Source organism: Nocardia carnea, assembly GCF_029868855.1.
Classification (GTDB): Bacteria; Actinomycetota; Actinomycetes; order Mycobacteriales; family Mycobacteriaceae; genus Nocardia; species Nocardia carnea_A.
In genome coordinates this window covers 13352-30719 of sequence record NZ_JARWOV010000063.1, presented here as the reverse complement: position 1 = coordinate 30719, position 17368 = coordinate 13352, and the positions used below count along the sequence as shown (strand labels likewise).

The following is a 17368-nucleotide window of genomic DNA, read 5'->3' as shown; positions in this document are numbered from 1 at the left end:
GATGCTCCGTTACCGCCGGTGATCAGGGTTGCGGTAAGGCGGACAGGTCCAGATCGACATAGCCGCCCTCGTGCACCGGGGCGAGGCTGCCGTCGTCCTGGACCTCGAAGAAGATCGCCTGGGCGTTGCAGGTGGTCGCGACATCGGGCCACTGTTCACCGTCGCAGGTGACGGTCGGCCCCGCGAACGATTCGAAATCGGTGACCTTCGTCAACGCCGCCGTGACCGATTGTGCCGTGATCTCGCCGGCCGGAGCCGCGTTCAGGATATCCGCGATGTTCACCAGCGCGGCGAAGGTGTACAGCGAGCGGGACGAGAGTTCGTCACCGTGCCCGACGGCCTGCATGGATTTCTCGAAAACGTCCAACTGTTCCTGGACCCTCGGCGGCGCGGAGTCCTTCGCGAGCGGCACCCACAGACGCGGCTGGGTCACGATACCCGCGCCCTGCGCACCCATGCGCTCGATGAACTGGGAGCACGACCCCGCCAGGATCATGCCTTCGAATCCCTGCCGCCGCAGGGCGGTGAACAGATCGGTGCAGGCATCCTCGGGCAGCGCGATCACTCCGGCGACGTCGGGCTTGTCCGAGATCTGGGTGGCGGCGATGACATTGAGGTTCGCGCCCGCGGCGGGCGGGTACTGCACCTTGACGTCGATCCCCAGGTTGTCGGCGATGGGCCTGATCAGGTCGTCCACATACGCATGACTGGTCGGTGATTCGTTGACCGCCAGCGACGCCGATTTCTTACCCTTCGAATCGAACAGCGTCATACTGCTCAACGAGGCGAACGATACCGGGCCGGTGAAATAGAAGGCCTTGCCGTAACCGGCCTGGTCGGCCAGGAAGGACCCGGCCAGGGTGCCGACGATCGGGATATCCGCGGACCCGAGGATCGGTACCGCCGCCCCCATACTCTGGTCCACCGCGTCGATGACCAGCGGAACCTGCTTCGAGACGAACCCGTTCGCGCAGTTGATCGAAGTCTCCGGGCTACCGTCGCCGCTGCACACATCCACCTCGAGGGGACGGCCGTGCACGCCGCCCAGTACCTCGTTGATGTAGTACTCGGCCGCCTCGATGCCGAATCCGGTCTGCGGATACGCCGTGGCACCCTTCAGCGGCGCCTGCGCACCGACAACGATCGGGTCACCGGTGGCCTTCGTCCCACTGAGCCCGGTCCCGCCACCGGAGCCACCGCATGCCGAAAGAACGAGTACCGCGGCAATTCCCAGCGCGCCCATCGGAAAGATCTTCTTCACGTCTGCCATCCATCATCGACATTGCCGCGTTTCCGATTACCGGACGTTGCCCAGTGCGTGAACCTACCTCCCGATCGCCGCCGGACCGGCCGAATCACGAACCGAAAGACAGACCGATCCTCTCGGGGAACGACAGCGGAAAACACCTGGCCGGCAAGCCTTTCCGCCTACGACAGGCCCGGCTTCCAGCGTGACCCACATTACATCAATCCTAACAAGGATAACAAGGATTGCTGGCCGGTTTCTCGCGCGACGACGACAGACACCGCCCTGATCGATCCACCGTCGGCGCGATTTCTCCCGGAGGGGATCGGACCCGTGGTGGACAGGCGGGCGGAGCCGGGCGAGCTGCGGGGCCGGCCTGCGGTACCCCGGCACCGGCAACGCGGCACCCCACTCACCTCACCGTCGATCGTGCTCGGCGCGCGTAGGGTCGCGCCATGGCGACTGTTGCTCAACATATGATCTCTGCGTTGCAGGTCAGCGGGGTCAGCCGCGTGTACGGGCTGCCGGTGACAGCCTGAACGGGTTCACCGATGCCATCCGGCGATCGAAGGGCATCACCTGGGAGCATGTGCGGCACGAGGAAGCCGCCGCGTTCGCCGCGACAGCCGATGCCGCGCTGACCGGCCGGCTCGCCGTATGCGCCGGTAGCTGCGGGCCCGGCAATCTCCACCTCGTCAACGGCCTCTACGACGCGCAGCGGACCCGGGTTCCGGTACTGGCCGTCGCCGCGCATATCCCGATCGCCGAGATCGGGTCCGGATACTTCCAGGAGACCCATCCCGAGGAGTTGTTCCGCGAGTGCAGCGTGTACTGCGAGCTCGTCAGCAATCCGCACTCGGCCGCGCGGATCGTGGAGATGGCGATGCGGGCGGCCGTGGAAGAACAGGGCGTCGCCGTCGTGGTTATCCCGGGTGAGGTGTTCCAGAGCCGGCTGCCCGACCAGCGGTGGGGCGCCAGCGCGATCCTGCCGTCCCGGTCGGTGCGACGGCCGGACGACACCACACTGCGCCGGGCGGCCGACGTCCTGAACGCCGGCTCGCGGGTGACGATCCTCGGTGGGGCCGGCACGAGCGGCGCCCACGCCGAGGTCATGCGGTTGGCCGCTACTCTGCAGTCCCCGATCGTGCACGCGTTCCGCGGTAAGGAATACCTGGAATACGACAACCCGTACGACGTCGGCATGACCGGATTGCTCGGATACGCCTCGGGATACAAGGCGATCGAAGAAGCCGATGTACTGCTGATGCTGGGTACCGATTTCCCGTATACACAGTTCTATCCGGAGGACGCCGCGGTCATCCAGGTCGATATCCGCGGCAGCCATCTCGGGCGGCGCACTCCGATCGATGTGGGCATGGTGGGCAGCGTGCGGGATACGGCCGAAGCGCTGCTGCCACTCCTCGCGCAGAAAGCCGACCGAACGCACCTGGACCGGTCGCTGCGCCACTACCGGCGCACCCGCAGATCACTCGACGAACTCGCGGTCAACGATCGGGACCGCACCCCCATCCGGCCGGAATACGTTGCCGGGGCGGTGAACCGGTCGGCCGCCGACGACGCGGTGTTCACCTTCGACGTGGGGTCGCCGACGATCTGGGCGGCGCGCTATCTGACCATGAACGGCCGGCGGCGGCTGACCGGTTCGTTCACCCACGGCACGATGGCCTGTGCCCTGCCGCATGCGATCGGCGCGCAGACGGCCTACCCCGGACGCCAAGTGGTCGCCCTCGCCGGAGACGGCGGTTTGACCATGCTGTTCGGCGAGCTGCTCACCCTGGTGCAGAACAACCTGCCGGTCAAGGTGATCGTGTTCAACAACTCCTCACTGAACTTCGTGGAGCTCGAGATGAAGGCGGCCGGAGTGGTGAACTTCGGTACCGGCCTGCACAATCCCGACTTCGGTGCCGTCGCCCGGGCAATGGGGATCTGGGGCCGCCGCGTGGAGCAGCCCGGCGATGTGGAGCCGACGATCGCGGACGCCTTGGCCCACGACGGCCCCGCCCTCGTCGACGTCGTCGTGGCACGGCAGGAGTTGACGATTCCGCCGGCCGTCTCGGCGGAGCAGGCCAAGGGCTTCACCCTCTACGCCATTCGCACCATCCTCGCCGGACGGGGCGACGAACTGCTCGACCTGGTCACCACCAACGTTGCCCGGCGAATTCTGGACTAGGCGGGCACATCGGCAGGTCGGCGAGGGGCCGGCCTGCCGGACGCCGGGATCGTGCCGATACGTGCTCCGGGAATTTCTGCCCGCCGACCCGGTTGATCCCGGAGTCGGTCGGATGCCGGATACCCGCGGACCGACCGGCCCGATCGGAAGGCACAGAATGCCCGAGCACCTGGTGCTGCATCCCGGTGCACAGCTGCACGGCTTCGAGGTGCCGCCCACGCTGCCGTTCCTCGACCCGCTCGAAACGCTCGCTTACGTAGCGGCGGCGACCGATCGTCTACTGCTGGGGACCGGCGTCCTGCTAGTGCCCTACCGGAACCCTGTCGTACTGGCCAAACAGCTGGCGACCATCGACGTCCTGTCCAAGGGGCGGATGCGTCTGCTGACCGTGGGACTGGGCGCTGTCCCGGCCGAGGCCGCGGCCACCGGGGTCGACTTCCGGACCCGGGGCCGCCGGGCCGACGAGGCCATCGATATTCTGCGGCTGCTGTGGTCCGGCGACGAGAACGGTGTGTCCTTCCACGGTGAGTTCTTCGCCTTCGACAACCTCGTCCAGTTCCCGAAGCCGTACAGCGACACCACCCTTCCGATTCATATCGGCGGCTCCAGCAAGCCGGCCGCCCGCCGCGCCGGACAGCGCGGCGACGGATACTTCGCCGGCGGTGCCCTGCTCCCGGACGAGCGCATGGCCCAATGGGAGCTGGCGCGGAAAACCGCCACCGATACCGGCCGGGATCCGGACCACCTCGAGTACACCCGCTGGAGCGGATTCGATATGACCGACGAGCGACTCGCGGCCTTCACCGCGCAGGGTGTGGACCGGGTGGTGATGAGCGCCGGCTCCGCCGACCCGGCCGAACAGCGCGACGAACTGTCACAGTTCGCCGAACGGTTCATCACTGCCGAACGGTGAGCGGCCGCGCCGAGCCCCGGCCGGAACCAGTCCGGGAACCTCGGCGCACTACCGCTCGGCGCGACAACTGTCGCCTCGGCACTCCACCCGGTCAGACCGCGCGGACGAGAGCCTGGCGCCCGCGCAGGTCGGCGAGCAGGATCTCGCCGCTGTGGAAGATCTCGAGGTCTTCGTCCGCCTGCTCCGGAATCCCCGCCGCGCCGAGCGCGCAGCGTTTGAACGCCCGGGCGGCGGTGCTCAGCCGGTGATGTGCCGAGAACACCCGGCAGGCGAGTTCGCCGGGCAGGTCGTCACCCCAGACCGCCAGTTCGGACAGCCCCTTGTCGAGACAGTCGATGGCCCCTTTGCGGACCCATTCGTTGGAGGCGAACACGTCGGGGGCCAGCAGCACGCTCTCCGGCCAGGTGGCGTGTACCGGCGAGGCGAGGGCGGTGGTCAGGTCCAGGACGGTGGCGCCGAGGATCTCCAGGGGGCGGACGTCGTCGTGTTCGGTGAGTACGGCGACCACTTCCCAGCCGCCCATCATCCGGTCGAAGATGAAACCGCCCGCGTACCGCACCGCGTCCACGGTGTTCGGTGCGACGATCGCCAGCCGGTGCCGCAGCGGGTGGCGGCGGGCGTGCGCCCGTACGAGGTCTACCGGATGTAGGCCCGCGCGGATGCCGCACTCGGTGTCGAAGAGGCAATCAGCCTGCTCATCCCGTGAACCGATCACCGGGTACTCCGTTCGATAAACCAACTGCTGAAACAGTAGGGTCGAACGCTGGCCTGTGACGTGCATCTCACCGAAATACCCAGTGTGCTATACATCACAAACCGAGGTCTTTGGCAATGATAACTTTCATGACCTCGCTGGTACCCGCGTAGATACGGGCCACCCGGGCATCGGTGTAGAGCCGGGCGATCGGATATTCCATCATGTAGCCGTAGCCGCCGAACAATTGCAGGCAGCGATCCACGACACGGGCCTGCGTTTCGGTGGCGAACAGTTTCACGCGGGCGGCGTCCGCACCGGAGAGCTGTCCGTCCACCAGATCCAGCACGGCCCGGTCCACCATGGTCTGCGCGGCCTCGACCTCCGCCGACATGGCGGCGAGCTCGAACTTGGTGTTCTGGAACGAGGCCACGGGTGTTCCGAAAGCCTTGCGTTCTTGCACATATTCGATCGTCGCGGTCACCGCGGCCCGGGCCTGCGCCACCGAACCCACCGCCACCGTCATCCGCTCCTGCGGCAGATTGTGGCCCAGATACCCGAAGGCGACGCCTTCCTCTCCCAGCCGGTTGGCCACCGGCACCCGCACATCGGTGAACGACAGTTCCACCGTGTCCTGGACTTTGCAGCCCATTTTGTCCAGCACCCGGCCGCGGGTGAAACCGGGCATCCCGCCCTCGACGACGAGCAGGGTGAGCCCGGCGCGCCGGTTGGCGGGGTCGGTTCCGGTCCGCGCGACCACGATCACCAGATCGGCGAGCAGCCCGCCGGTGATGAAGGTTTTCGCGCCGTTGAGGATGTAGTCGTCGCCGTCGCGGACCGCGGTGGTGCGGATACCGGCCAGATCGGAGCCGGTACCGGGTTCGGTCATGGCGATGGCGGTGAGCAGGCTGCCGTCGGCCAGGCCGGGGAACCAGCGGGCCCGCTGCTCGCGGTCGGCGTACTCGAGGAAGTACGGCAGGATCACATCCAGCTGCGTGCGGACGGTACTGAGGGTGACCAGCGCGCGCTGGGCCTCCTCTTGTAGTACCACGTTGTACCGGTAGTCCCGGGTGCCCATACCGCCGTATTCTTCGGGTATCGCGGTGCCGAGCAGCCCGAGCCCGCCGAGCCGGCGGAACACCTCGCGCGGCATCTGCCCCTGCTTCTCCCAGTCGGGATAGTTCGGGACGACTTCCTTTTCGATGAACTCCCGGGCGAGGTCGCGGAAGGCCTCGTGGTCGGGGGTGAACAGATCGCGGCGCATTGTCTTCCTAAGAGATCAGTTCGACGACGGTGGCATTGGCGGTGCCGCCGCCTTCGCACATGGTTTGCAGTCCGTAGCGAATTCCGTTGTCGCACATGTGGTGCAGCATCCGGGTCATCAGCACGGCACCCGAGGCGCCGAGCGGATGGCCCAGTGCGATCGCGCCGCCCAGCGGATTGACCAGCTTCGGATCGGCCCCCGTTTCGGCGAGCCAGGCCAGCGGAACAGGTGCGAAAGCTTCGTTCACTTCGAAAACCCCGATATCGGCGAGCGACAGGCCTGCCTTGCGCAGCACCTTCTCGGTGGCCGGAATGGGGCCGGTGAGCATGAGCACCGGATCGGAACCGGCCACCGCGCCGGCCCGGTAGCGGGCCAGCGGGCGCAGGCCCAACTGGGCGGCCAGATCGGCGGTGGTGATCAGCAGAGCGGCGGCGCCGTCGGAGATCTGGGAGGAGTTGCCGGCGTGGATCACACCGTCGTCCTGGAAGGCCGGTTTCAGGTTCGCCAGTTTCTCCACGCTGGTGCCGCGCCGGATCCCTTCGTCGGCGGTGACCACACCGCCCTCGGTGAATTCACCGGCCGGGGCCGTGACCTCGACGATCTGTTCGTCGAATGCCGAACGGTCCTGAGCCGTGGCGGCCAGTTCGTGCGATCGCGCCGAGTATTCGTCGAGAACAGACCGGCCGAAACCCCATTTCGCGGAGATCAGTTCGGCCGATATGCCCTGGTTGAAGGAGAAATCGTTGTAACGCGACAGGACGGCCGGGCCGTACGGCTGCCCGGTGGCGCGAGCGGCGCCGAGCGGGACCCGGCTCATCACCTCGACTCCCCCGGCCACGACCACATCCTGCTGACCCGACATCACCGCCTGCGCCGCGAAGTCCAATGCCTGCTGACTCGACCCGCAGGCCCGGTTCACCGTCGTGCCGGGAATGGATTCGGGCCACCCTGCCGCCAGAACGGCGTACCGGCCGATATTGCTGGACTGGTCACCGACCTGGGACACACAACCCCACACCACATCGTCGATGAGCTGCGGACTCACACCGGTGCGCTCGATCAGTTCACGCAACACCACCGCGGACAGGTCCGCGGCATGCATCGCGGAGAGACCGCCCTTCCGTTTACCGACAGGCGTACGCACCGCACCGGCAATCACTACTTCCCGCATGTACCCACTCCGTTCCGAGACGTCCCCGCCGTTGCTGTCCGTACCGGCGCGCCTGCGCGGCGCCCCTTGTCGATCGGCTCGTTCACCGTTGCCCCACATCATCGCGATCCGGCGGCCCCCACACCCGCGCCCTTCTCCGGCGGGACAGGTCACCTGCCATTCGCGGATCCCGCGCTCTTCTGAGTGCTGGTGCCGACGCCCCTTCCCGGGTGCCGCAACACGGGCACCTACCCCAACCGAGCACCCGATACGAGACTCGGTCCCGCAACGATTGCGCGGCAACCCGCGGCTCACCCTCCGAACCGGCGCGCGCGGGCCACGGCACAACCGGGTCACTGCTCATTCTTTCGGCCCCTGACTGCCTGCGTTGCCGCCGCGGGTGCGCTGTTCCCCGGCGGGCGGCAGGGACCATTCGCCGGTGAAACGGGGGGCGCGTTTCGTGGCGAAGGCCGCATAGGCTTCGGGGGCGTCGGCGGTGGCGAAATTGACGCCCTGAGCCCGGGCTTCACCGGCCAGGGCTTCGCGGAGCGTCGCATCGGCACCTTCGTTGAGCAGTGCCTTGGTCTGGGCGAGCGCCACCGGGGGCCCGGCCGCCAGCCGGGCGGCGAGATCATCGGTGAACTCGTCGATCTCGTCGGCGGCGACGACCCAGGTGACCAGCCCGAGCGCTTCGGCGCCCGCTGCGTCGAGAGTTTCGGCCAGCAGGGCGAGCCGTTTCGCCTGCTGTAACCCGACCAGTTTCGGCAGCAGCCAGGAGCCACCCAGGTCGAGCGAGAGGCCCCGCCGGGCGAAGATCTGCGCGAAGGTCGCGTCCGGAGTGGCCACCACGAGATCGCAGCCCAGCGCCAGATTCCAGCCGGCCCCGACCGCCACCCCGGTCACCTTGGCGACGGCCGGGACCGGCAATTCGTGCAGTTGCAAGGCCAGATCGCTGAAGATCCGCATCTTGTCCATCGGGTGCCGGGCGTCGGGCACCGAGATATCCGCACCGGAGCAGAAGGCACCCCCGGCGCCGGTGAGCACCACGGCACGCACCGATCGGTCCGTGCCGGTATCGCGCAGAACATCCGCCAGATCGCGCCACAGTGCCCAGGTCATCGCGTTCTTACGGTGCGGACGGTTGAGGGTGATGGTCCGTACGCCGGCGTTGTCGGCGACGAGTAGTTCCGCCGCCGCACCGTTGCCCGCGGCGTTCACGGCCGGTTCCGTTCGGCTACCGGTGCGGTGTATTCGGGGCCGATCACCTTCGCCGCCCGCAGATCGGCGATTTCCGACGGCGTCCGGCCCAATTCCCGCAGTACCGAGTCGGTGTGTTCGCCGAGTCCCGGTACCGCGCCCATCGGCGGTTCGAAACCGTCGATCACCGCCGGTGGCAGCAACGCCGGGATCGGTCCGCTGGGGCTGTCGATATCGCGCCAGCGATCGCGGGCCGCGAGTTGGGGGTGGCCGAGGACGTCGGTGGTGGTGTTGTACCGGGAGTTGCCGATTCCGGCGTCGTCGGCAGCTTTCTGAACCTCGGCGAGAGTGTGTCCGGCGCACCAGGCGCCGATCGCTTCGTCGAGGTCCCGGCGATTGCGCACCCGGTCGGAATTCGTGCCGAACCGCGGATCCTCGGCCAGATCGGCCCGGCCGAGTATCTCCCGCGCCAGGCGCTGCCATTCGCGGTCGTTGGTGGTGCCCAGGACGACAGTCTGCCCGTCGCCGGTGGCGTAGGCGCCGTAGGGCGCGACCGCGGGCGAGCTCATACCGAGCGGCTGCTGTTCGACACCGGAATGCCGGGTGTAGTTCAGGTGATAGCCCATCATTTCGGCCATGGTGTCGAAAAGGCTGAGACCGATGGCGCCACCGGCCGGCCCGGTGTCCCGGTAGCGACCGCACAGGGTGGCCAGGATCGACAGTGCCGCGTACAGTCCCGTGGTCACATCGGCCACCGCCGGACCCGGTTTCGCCGGTTCCCCGGGCCGGCCGGTCACCGCGCACACCCCGGACTCGGCCTGGACGAGCAGATCGTAGGCGCGTTTGTGCGAGAGCGGTCCACCGGCGCCGAAACCATCGATTTCCAGGGCGATCAGCCGGGGATACCGCTCGGCGAGCGCGGCCGGGGACAGTCCGAGGCGCGCGGAGGCACCGGGGGCGAGATTCGATACCAGCACATCGGCGCGGGCGAGCAACTCGTGCAGGATCTGCAGGCCGCGTTCGGATTTGAGGTCCAGGGTCACCGATTCCTTGCCCCGGTTCACCCAGACGAAATGCGCGGCCTGCCCGGCCACCACATCGTCGTAGTGCCGGGCGAAATCGCCGCCCACCGGGTTCTCCACCTTGATCACCCGGGCCCCGAAGTCGGCGAGGGTCCGGGTACACATGGGCGCCGAAACGGCCTGTTCCAGCGCCACCACCAGCACCCCGGCCAGCGGACCGGCGGCCGGCATCACATCACCATGCCGCCGTCGACCGGCAGCACCTGGCCGGTGACGAAGGAGGCGGCGTCGGAGGCCAGGAACACGAACGCCCCGGCCACTTCGTCGGGTTCGGCCCAGCGGCGCAGCGGGATCCGGTTGATCATCTGCTCCGCAAATTTCTCGTCGGTGCGGATGGTTTCGGTCATCGGGGTGGCCGCCAGCGGGGCCAGCGCGTTCACCAGAATGTTCTTGCGGGCGAGTTCGCGGGCCAGCGATTTGGTGACCCCGATGATCCCGGCTTTGGCGGCGGAATAGTTCACCTGCCCCAGCGTTCCGGTGAGACCCGCCGACGAGGTGACATTGATGATGCGCCCGGTGCCGTCCGTCGCGAGATACGGCAGTGCGGCCTGGCTGCAGTTGAAGGTTCCCAGTACATGGACATCGAAGATCTTGCGCATCGATTCCGGGGTGGTTTTCGGGAACATGGCCGGTGCGGTGATCCCGGCATTGTTCACCACGATATGGATTTTCCCGCCGCCCAGTCCGGCCGCCTGCTCGGCGGCCGCCACCGCTGATTCCGGGTCCGCGACATTCAGCGCGCAGGCCCGGGCGGTACCACCGTCCGCGGTGATCTTCTCCGCGACTGTCCCCGCCGCAGCACCGTCGAGATCGGTGACCAGCACCGCCGCGCCGTGCGCGGCCAGCGCCCGCGCCACGGCCGAACCGATACCGCCGGCGGCACCGGTGACCAGGGCCGCGCGGCCGGTCAGATCGAATAGTCCGTTCTTCGCTGCCATCAGTAACTCCTCGGCATTCCCAACACGTGTGACCCCAGATAGTTGAGGATCATTTCCTGACTGATCGGCGCGATCCGCATCACGCGTGACTCCCGGAAATACCGGGAGATGTGATACTCCTCCGAATACCCCATTCCGCCGTGTGTCTGCATCGCCCGGTCGGCGGCTTCGAAACCGGCTTCCGCGCACAGATATTTGGCGGTATTGGCCTCCCGGCCACAGGGCTTGCCCTGGTCGTACAACCAGGTCGCTTTCCGCAGCACCAGTTCGGCCGCGTCCAGCCGGGCCAGCGAATCGGCAAGCGGGAACTGGATTCCCTGGTTCTTGCCGATGGGCCGCCCGAAAACTTCCCGCTCGTTGGCGTAGCGCACCGCGCGATCCAACGCGACCCGGCCGATCCCGAGCGCTTCGGCCGCGATCAGCATCCGCTCCGGATTCAGGCCGTCGAGCAGGTATTCGAACCCGCGGCCCTCCTCGCCGACCCGGTCCTCCACCGGAATCCGCAGATCGTCGATGAACAGTTCGTTCGACGAGACCGCATTGCGGCCCATCTTCGGAATCGGCCGGATATCGACGTGATCGCGGTCGAGATCGGTGAGGAACAGCGTCATACCGCCGGTCTTCTTCTCGACCTCGTCGTACTTCTGGGTGCGAGTCAGCAGCAGGATCTTCTCCGACTCCAGCGCTTTGGAGATCCACACCTTGCGGCCGTTGACCACGTAGTGGTCGCCGTCGCGGCGGGCGAAGGTGGTGATCCGGCTGGTGTCCAGGCCGGCGCCCGGTTCGGTGACGCCGAAGCAGACGTGCAGGTCACCGCGCGCAACCCGGGGCAGCGTGCGCTGTTTCAGTTCCTCCGAACCGTGCACGATCACCGGTTGCATACCGAACAGGGACAGGTGGATCGCGGTGGCGGCATTCATCGCGCCCCCCGACCGGGAGACCTGTTCGGCCAGGATCGAGGCCTCGGTGATCCCGAGCCCGTGGCCGCCGTACTCCTCGGGGATGCAGATACCCAGCCAGCCGCCGTCGGCGATGGCCCGATAGAACTCGGTGGGGAATTGGTGCTCCCGGTCCTTCTCCATCCAGTACTGATCGTCGAATTTCCGGGCCAGTTCGGCCACCGAATCCCGGATCAGCCGCTGATCCTCGGTCAGCTCGAAACTCATTCCGCCGGACACATCAACTCCTCTCGTCGTCGCCGCCGCGCGGCCGGGGCGGTTTCCCCGCTGCCGCTGCCGAACGGCTCACCGTTGTGGCACACCGACCTCCCCGAGTTCCTGATCCGACCCGCCGGGCAGGCGGCCGGCGAGCTGGGCCAGGTCGTAGGACTGCCGCGCCATCCAGTACCGCAGCACCCCGGTCAGCGAGTAGCGCAGAAAAAGCGCCGCCCCCACGATGCTCAGCGCCACGCCCGCCAGCGCGATGATGATCGCGTCACGCTGGACCAGCGCGTCGGAGGTGTTGTTGGACATCAGATAGCCCAGCACGATCACCACCGGGCCGAGGATCAGCAGGGCGACACCGACCCGCAGCCACAGGCCACCGCGGCCGGCGGCAGGATCGGGGATCTTGAGCTCCGCGAGTTCGGCGACGAAACGGTCCGCGCGAGTGGATTCGGTCATGAGGGACTTCCTAGATAGAGAGTGGCCAATTGGTTGCGGAGCTCGAGATCGGGCGGGCCCCGGTGTTCGACGCGGCCGCGTACCAGCACCGCGGCGGTATCGGCGATATCGAGTACCGCGGCGGCGAACTGTTCGACGATCAGTACCGCCACACCTTGACGGGCGATTTCGGCGACCTGTTCGTAGAGCCGCTCCACCACCAGCGGTGCGAGTCCCATGGACAATTCGTCGAGTAGCAGCACAGCCGGGTCGGTCGCCAGGCCGCGGGCCAGTGCCAGCATCTGCTGTTCGCCGCCGGAGAGCGTGCCCGCGGTCTGCCCGGCCCGCTGCGCCAGGATCGGGAACCGCGCGAACGCGATATCCTCGATCTCCCCGACCGGGCGGCCGGTGAACGACATCATCAGCAGGTTGTCGCGGACGGTGAGGTTGGGGAAGATCCCCCGGCCCTCGGGGATCAGGCAGACACCCGCGCGGGCGAGATCGCGCGGATCGACTCCGTTGACGGTGCGCCCGCCGAGCCGCAGTTCACCGTCGGCGATCGGATGTACCCCGGCCGCCACCTTCAATGTGGTGGTCTTACCGGCGCCGTTGGGTCCCAGCAGCGCGACCACTTCGCCCGCCCGCACACTCAGGTCCACACCGTGCAGGACGGTGATGGCGTCGTAGGCGGCGCGGATTCCGGTCAGTTCCAGCAGTGCGGTCACGAGTCCCCCAGATAGGCCGCCAGGACCTGTTCGTCCCGACGGATCACCTCGGGCGGTCCGTCGGCGATCACACTGCCGAGGTCGAGGACGTAGACCTGATCGCAGACGCTCATCACCAGGCCCATATCGTGTTCGACCAGCACCACCGCGGTGCCGTCCCCGGCCACCGAGCGCAGCAGTTCGGCGAAGCGATCCGTTTCGGCGCTGTCCTGCCCGGCGGCGGGCTCGTCGAGCAGCAGCAGCGTGGGCCGCACCGCGAGCGCGCGGCCGACCTCGACCAGCCGGGCCAGCCCGGTGGGCAGCGAATCGGCCAGATCCCCGGCGCGTTCACCGAGGTCCAGCCGGTCGATGATCTCGTCGACGACCTTGTCCGCCCGGCGGCGCCGCGGGCCGAGTTCCGCGGCGACCAGCAGGTTGTCCCGGACCGAGAGGCGGCCGAAGAGTTCGAGCCGCTGGAAGGTCCGCGCCATGCCGCGCCGGGCCCGGCGTGCCGGGTCGAGGCGGGTGATATCGCGGCCGGCCAGCCGGACCCGGCCACCCGCGGGCCGCCGCAATCCGCAGATCACGTCGAACAGGGTGCTCTTCCCGGCACCGTTCGGCCCGATCAATCCCGTGACCTCACCCGCCCGAGCCTGTAATCCGGCGCCGTCGAGGGCGCGGCGGCCGCCGAAGGAGACGGTGATATCGCTAACGTCCAGCAGCGATGGCATGATCGAGCACCTCCTTGTCCGCCGGCCGCCACGGCCGTTTCACGCCCCACCATTCGACGGGCACATCGGGTTCGCCCGCGGCGGCGCGCTGTTCCCGGTTGTTCGCCCATATCCGGATCGCGAACACCGCCAGGACCGAGCCCCAGAAGAACATCCAGCCGTCGATCACACCGGCCAGCCGCACCAGCCACAGCGCCACCGGTACGGCGACCATCAGCACCAGCGTCCCCCGATTGCGGATCGCCGCCTCGAATCCCTCCCGGATGCGGGCGACCGCCCCGTGGCTCACCACACCACCACCGAAGGCGATACCGGCCAGCGCCGGGAGCACGTGGACGAGGTTCTCGGTCGAGGGGAACAGCACCGGGATCGCCAGCATCGGCCCGTAGAGCGCGACACCCACGAACAGCCCGTTACCGAGGGCACCGAGCCCGGCGAAGACAGCCACCAGGAAGATCGGCAGACCGGCCACGAAATTGAACTGTTCGGGGGTGATCGAGCCCATCTGCATCCCGAACAGCGCGCCACCGAGTCCGGCCAGTCCGGCGCTCAGCGCGAAAACCGCCACCTTGGCCCGCAGCAGGTTTCCGCCGAGGGTGGCGTAGGCGGCTTCGCTGTCGCGTAACGCGATGAGCCGGCGGCCGAACCGCCCGCGCCGCAATGCCGCGACGCCGAGCGTGGCCACCGCCAGGCAGACCGCCGCGAAAACGGTGATGCTCTCGGCGGTGTCGAGCCGCAGCCCGAACAGGTTCGGTCCGTACACCTCGACCGAACCCTGATCGAAGAACGAGATCTGCACGCCCGCGATCTCGAACGACGGCAGGGTGAAGATCCACCGATCGAGTACCACTGCGAAGGCCGCCGTTCCCAGCGCCAGATACACACCGGACAGGCGCAGCGCGGGCAGCGCGATCAAGGTACCGGCCAGCGCCGCGATCACCACGGCCGCGAGCAGACCCCACAGTTCACCGTCGGGTGCGAGTTGCCCGTAGGCGATCGCCCCGATCCCCGCCATGCTCAGCTGGCACAACGAGATCTGCCCGGCGTACCCGGACAGCGGCACGAACGACAGCGCGATGACACCGAAGGCGAACATCGGCCCGTAGGCGATGAGATCGCTCTCCCCGAGCGTGGTCGCGACCATCAGGCCGAGTATCACGATCACCACCGCGAAGAACACCGCACCGCCGCGCGAGGGTGTGGGCACCGGGCTGAGTTTGCGGTCGCGACCGCGCAACCGCCCGTGCGGGAACAACAGCAGCGCCGCGAACAGCAGCAGTGCCGGCGCGGCCAGCCGCAGGCCCGGCAGGTATTCGTTCTGCGGCAGATACCCGGTCAGGTAGCTCTCCATCAGACCGACCACGACCGCGCCGAGAAAGGTCATCGGCAGGCTGCGCAACCGCCCGAAGATCGCCGCGGTGTAGGCACTGACGATCAGCAGCGACAGCGTCGCGGCATCCAGCGAGACCGTGGGTGCGATGAGAATGCCGCCCACCGCGGCCAATTCGATACCCAGGATCCAGGCGACCCGATTGGCGCGCACCGGATCGGCACCGGTCAGCCCGGCGAGAGCCCGGTCGTCGACGGTGGCCCGCATCTCCGCACCCGTACGGGTGTTGAACAGCAGCACCCGCAGCGCCACCGCGACCGCGATCGCCACCAGCATGGTCAGGGCCTGATGCCAGGTGACGGTGGCGGCACCCAGCCGGATCGGTTCGGCATCGGCGAAGAAGGTGGGCAGCGTGCGTGCCTGCATCGGATCCCAGATCCAGCGAGCGGTGGCGATGAGACCGCTGAGCAGCGCGACCGTCATGACCAGTTTTTCCGCGTCACCCAATCCCTGCACGGCCCGCAGCGCCCGTTCGACGAGCAGGCCGGACAGCGGCGCCAGCACGAGCAGCACGATCGCCAGTGCGACGGGTACCGGCACACCCCAGCCGGCGGTGAGCTGCCAGTAGGAGAAGGCCGCCATCATCCCGGCCGCGCCGTGCGCGAAATTGAAGATTCCGGTGGTCGTATGGGTGAGCACCAGACCGCTGCCGATGACGGCGTAGACGGCCGCGGTGCTCAGCCCGACGATCCCGAAGGCGAGGAATTGATCCATGGCCGGTTACTCGACGTCCGCCATGGTCTTGCCCACATCGGCCAGCGTCAGCGGCTCACCGTAGTCACCGGTGTAACGGTAGGGCGGAGTACCACAGCGGAACAAGCCGTCGTTCGCGCCGAATTCGGCCGGCTGCCAGCCCTCGGGGGTGGCCCGCATGGCGTTGAAGCACGACGGTGCCGGGTCCTCCGCCGACAGATCGTTCGGACTGTGCAATCCGCCGCCGGTCCACTCGGTTTCCTTCTTCGCCGTTTCCACCACGCAGGTCCTGGTGAGCTCGGATCCGCACGCACTCGCCGCTTTGGCGAACAGCAGCCAGGCCGAGAACGCACGGGTGGCGGGCAGGGAGATCTCCGCATCCGGGGCGTACTGCTCGTACAGGTCCTGCAACTGTTGCATGGCCGGGGATTCGGCGGCCAGCTGCAGTGGCACCACACCGCCGAGGTCCACGATGTTGTTCTGGAAACCCGCCGAACGGCCCAGGAGTTCGATGTAGTCGGGTTGGAACGCGTTGTTGGTGGGGTCGATCCAGTCCAGCTTGTAGTCCATCGAGGTCAGCTTCTCCTCGAGCTTGGCCAGCGGGCCGTCCTCGCCGAGCCAGATCAGTCCGCGGACTCCGCTGTTCTTGATGGCCTGCGCGTACGGCGTCCAATCGGTGACGCCGCCCACCGGGTACAACTCGTTGTAGATGACCTTCGCGCCCATGGCCTCCAGTGATTCGACGGCCTTGGCGCCGAGGACCTTGGTCACCGGAGAGTCGCCGTTGATGATTCCGATGGCGCCGGCCGACTGCGGGTACGCCTCCTTGGTGAGCCACTGGCGCGAGGCGTTGTAGGGGTCGTAGTGGGCGTAGGTGCTCTGCGAGGCGATCACCTGCAGATCGGTGCCGAGATTCTGCTGCTGGGATACCTGCGCGGGAAAGTCCGGGAGGGTGCATTCCAGCCGTTCCTTCACCCCGAGCCCGTCGAGCCCGGAGCCACCGCCGACCAGCGCGAAATCGGTACGACAGGCTTCCACCATCTTCTGGCGTACGGCCATCAGCTTGGAATCGTGGACCTCGGTGGTGAGGGTGCGCCCGTTGATACCGCCGGCCGCGTTGCACCAGGAGGTGAAGACCTTGGCGGCGTCGACGAATTCGGGGTTCTTGGAGTAGCCGACATCGCTGAACACACCGACGGTGATCTCGCTGTCGGTGACGCCCTGAGTGGGGGCACCGGAGGCGTCCCCGTCCTGGCAGACCCCGCTCAGATCGCCGAAATCGGCGACCACGGTATCGCCGGAGGACGAGTTCTCGGTTTCGCTGCCGCTGCGGCCCGAGCAGCCGGCGGCAGCCAGTAACGCCACGGCGAGCAGGGCGGCGGCTATTCGCTTCGGTCTCACGATTGTCCTTTCTGCGCTGACCCCCATCGGTCAGCCGATCGTGATCGGGCGAGGAAAAGCGGGCCCGCCCATACACCGAGTTCGCGTTCGGACACTCCGGCCGATCGACCATGTACCCAGCTCTCGGTGAATGAAAACTAGCTTCTCACTTATCGAGAATCAATATCCTGTTT

Annotated in this window: 14 protein-coding genes and 1 pseudogene; 2 read left to right on the top strand and 13 right to left on the bottom strand. The window is 67.6% G+C overall.

All coding sequences use genetic code 11. The annotated features are described in order from the left end of the window. Nucleotides 1-22: 22 nt before the first annotated feature. Nucleotides 23-1261, bottom strand: a complete 1239-nt coding sequence (locus QH195_RS05415) for an ABC transporter substrate-binding protein (RefSeq protein ID WP_280434527.1) — start codon at nucleotides 1259-1261, stop codon at nucleotides 23-25. A gap of 440 nt (nucleotides 1262-1701) precedes the next feature. On the opposite strand from QH195_RS05415, the pseudogene poxB reads away from it, so the two are divergent. Together poxB and QH195_RS05405 are read left to right on the top strand one after the other, a co-directional pair. After that, nucleotides 1702-3437: pseudogene (poxB, locus tag QH195_RS05410) on the top strand (ubiquinone-dependent pyruvate dehydrogenase). Nucleotides 3438-3594: 157 nt separating this feature from the next. Continuing rightward, nucleotides 3595-4350: a TIGR03619 family F420-dependent LLM class oxidoreductase gene (locus QH195_RS05405; protein ID WP_280434526.1), complete on the top strand. Its 756-nt coding sequence runs from the start codon at nucleotides 3595-3597 to the stop codon at nucleotides 4348-4350. A gap of 91 nt (nucleotides 4351-4441) precedes the next feature. Here the strand turns inward: QH195_RS05405 and QH195_RS05400 are convergent, their stop codons facing one another. From QH195_RS05400 to QH195_RS05345, 12 genes are all read right to left on the bottom strand, one after another. After that, a complete protein-coding gene (locus QH195_RS05400; protein ID WP_280434525.1) occupies nucleotides 4442-5065 on the bottom strand; it encodes a hypothetical protein in 624 nt (207 codons plus the stop codon). A 94-nt stretch (nucleotides 5066-5159) separates the two neighbouring features. After that, the gene (locus QH195_RS05395) at nucleotides 5160-6308 is read right to left on the bottom strand and encodes an acyl-CoA dehydrogenase family protein (protein ID WP_280426270.1); all 1149 of its coding nucleotides are present in this window, start codon (nucleotides 6306-6308) and stop codon (nucleotides 5160-5162) included. 7 nt (nucleotides 6309-6315) lie between these two features. Further along, nucleotides 6316-7479, bottom strand: coding sequence for a thiolase family protein (locus tag QH195_RS05390; RefSeq protein ID WP_280434524.1), 1164 nt, complete (start codon nucleotides 7477-7479; stop codon nucleotides 6316-6318). A 339-nt stretch (nucleotides 7480-7818) separates the two neighbouring features. Further along, on the bottom strand, nucleotides 7819-8676 hold the full coding sequence (locus QH195_RS05385) for an enoyl-CoA hydratase/isomerase family protein (RefSeq protein WP_280434523.1): 858 nt from the start codon (nucleotides 8674-8676) through the stop codon (nucleotides 7819-7821). After that, on the bottom strand, nucleotides 8673-9908 hold the full coding sequence (locus QH195_RS05380) for a CaiB/BaiF CoA transferase family protein (RefSeq protein WP_280434522.1): 1236 nt from the start codon (nucleotides 9906-9908) through the stop codon (nucleotides 8673-8675). Before QH195_RS05380 ends, QH195_RS05385 begins: the two co-directional genes overlap by 4 nt. Further along, nucleotides 9908-10675 (bottom strand): SDR family NAD(P)-dependent oxidoreductase, encoded by a 768-nt coding sequence (locus QH195_RS05375; RefSeq protein ID WP_280426266.1) that lies wholly within the window; start codon nucleotides 10673-10675, stop codon nucleotides 9908-9910. Before QH195_RS05375 ends, QH195_RS05380 begins: the two co-directional genes overlap by 1 nt. Beyond that, nucleotides 10675-11841: an acyl-CoA dehydrogenase family protein gene (locus QH195_RS05370; RefSeq protein ID WP_280426299.1), complete on the bottom strand. Its 1167-nt coding sequence runs from the start codon at nucleotides 11839-11841 to the stop codon at nucleotides 10675-10677. Before QH195_RS05370 ends, QH195_RS05375 begins: the two co-directional genes overlap by 1 nt. Nucleotides 11842-11919: 78 nt before the next feature. Next, on the bottom strand, nucleotides 11920-12297 hold the full coding sequence (locus QH195_RS05365; RefSeq protein ID WP_280434521.1) for a hypothetical protein: 378 nt from the start codon (nucleotides 12295-12297) through the stop codon (nucleotides 11920-11922). Then, the gene (locus QH195_RS05360; RefSeq protein WP_280434520.1) at nucleotides 12294-13001 is read right to left on the bottom strand and encodes an ABC transporter ATP-binding protein; all 708 of its coding nucleotides are present in this window, start codon (nucleotides 12999-13001) and stop codon (nucleotides 12294-12296) included. The genes QH195_RS05365 and QH195_RS05360 overlap by 4 nt, the downstream gene beginning before the upstream one ends. Further along, nucleotides 12998-13711, bottom strand: a complete 714-nt coding sequence (locus QH195_RS05355) for an ABC transporter ATP-binding protein (RefSeq protein ID WP_280434519.1) — start codon at nucleotides 13709-13711, stop codon at nucleotides 12998-13000. Before QH195_RS05355 ends, QH195_RS05360 begins: the two co-directional genes overlap by 4 nt. Further along, nucleotides 13689-15815, bottom strand: a complete 2127-nt coding sequence (locus QH195_RS05350) for an ABC transporter permease (RefSeq protein ID WP_280426262.1) — start codon at nucleotides 15813-15815, stop codon at nucleotides 13689-13691. Before QH195_RS05350 ends, QH195_RS05355 begins: the two co-directional genes overlap by 23 nt. A gap of 6 nt (nucleotides 15816-15821) precedes the next feature. Next, the gene (locus QH195_RS05345) at nucleotides 15822-17198 is read right to left on the bottom strand and encodes an ABC transporter substrate-binding protein (RefSeq protein WP_280426298.1); all 1377 of its coding nucleotides are present in this window, start codon (nucleotides 17196-17198) and stop codon (nucleotides 15822-15824) included. Nucleotides 17199-17368: the final 170 nt, after the last annotated feature.

Coding starts and splice junctions, on each gene's coding strand:
- QH195_RS05405 (WP_280434526.1), top strand. CDS start 3,595: ATGCCCGAGCACCTGGTGCTGCATCCCGGTGCACAGCTGCACGGCTTC.
- QH195_RS05395 (WP_280426270.1), bottom strand. CDS start 6,308: ATGCGCCGCGATCTGTTCACCCCCGACCACGAGGCCTTCCGCGACCTC.
- QH195_RS05390 (WP_280434524.1), bottom strand. CDS start 7,479: ATGCGGGAAGTAGTGATTGCCGGTGCGGTGCGTACGCCTGTCGGTAAA.
- QH195_RS05380 (WP_280434522.1), bottom strand. CDS start 9,908: ATGCCGGCCGCCGGTCCGCTGGCCGGGGTGCTGGTGGTGGCGCTGGAA.
- QH195_RS05375 (WP_280426266.1), bottom strand. CDS start 10,675: ATGGCAGCGAAGAACGGACTATTCGATCTGACCGGCCGCGCGGCCCTG.
- QH195_RS05370 (WP_280426299.1), bottom strand. CDS start 11,841: ATGAGTTTCGAGCTGACCGAGGATCAGCGGCTGATCCGGGATTCGGTG.
- QH195_RS05365 (WP_280434521.1), bottom strand. CDS start 12,297: ATGACCGAATCCACTCGCGCGGACCGTTTCGTCGCCGAACTCGCGGAG.
- QH195_RS05355 (WP_280434519.1), bottom strand. CDS start 13,711: ATGCCATCGCTGCTGGACGTTAGCGATATCACCGTCTCCTTCGGCGGC.
- QH195_RS05350 (WP_280426262.1), bottom strand. CDS start 15,815: ATGGATCAATTCCTCGCCTTCGGGATCGTCGGGCTGAGCACCGCGGCC.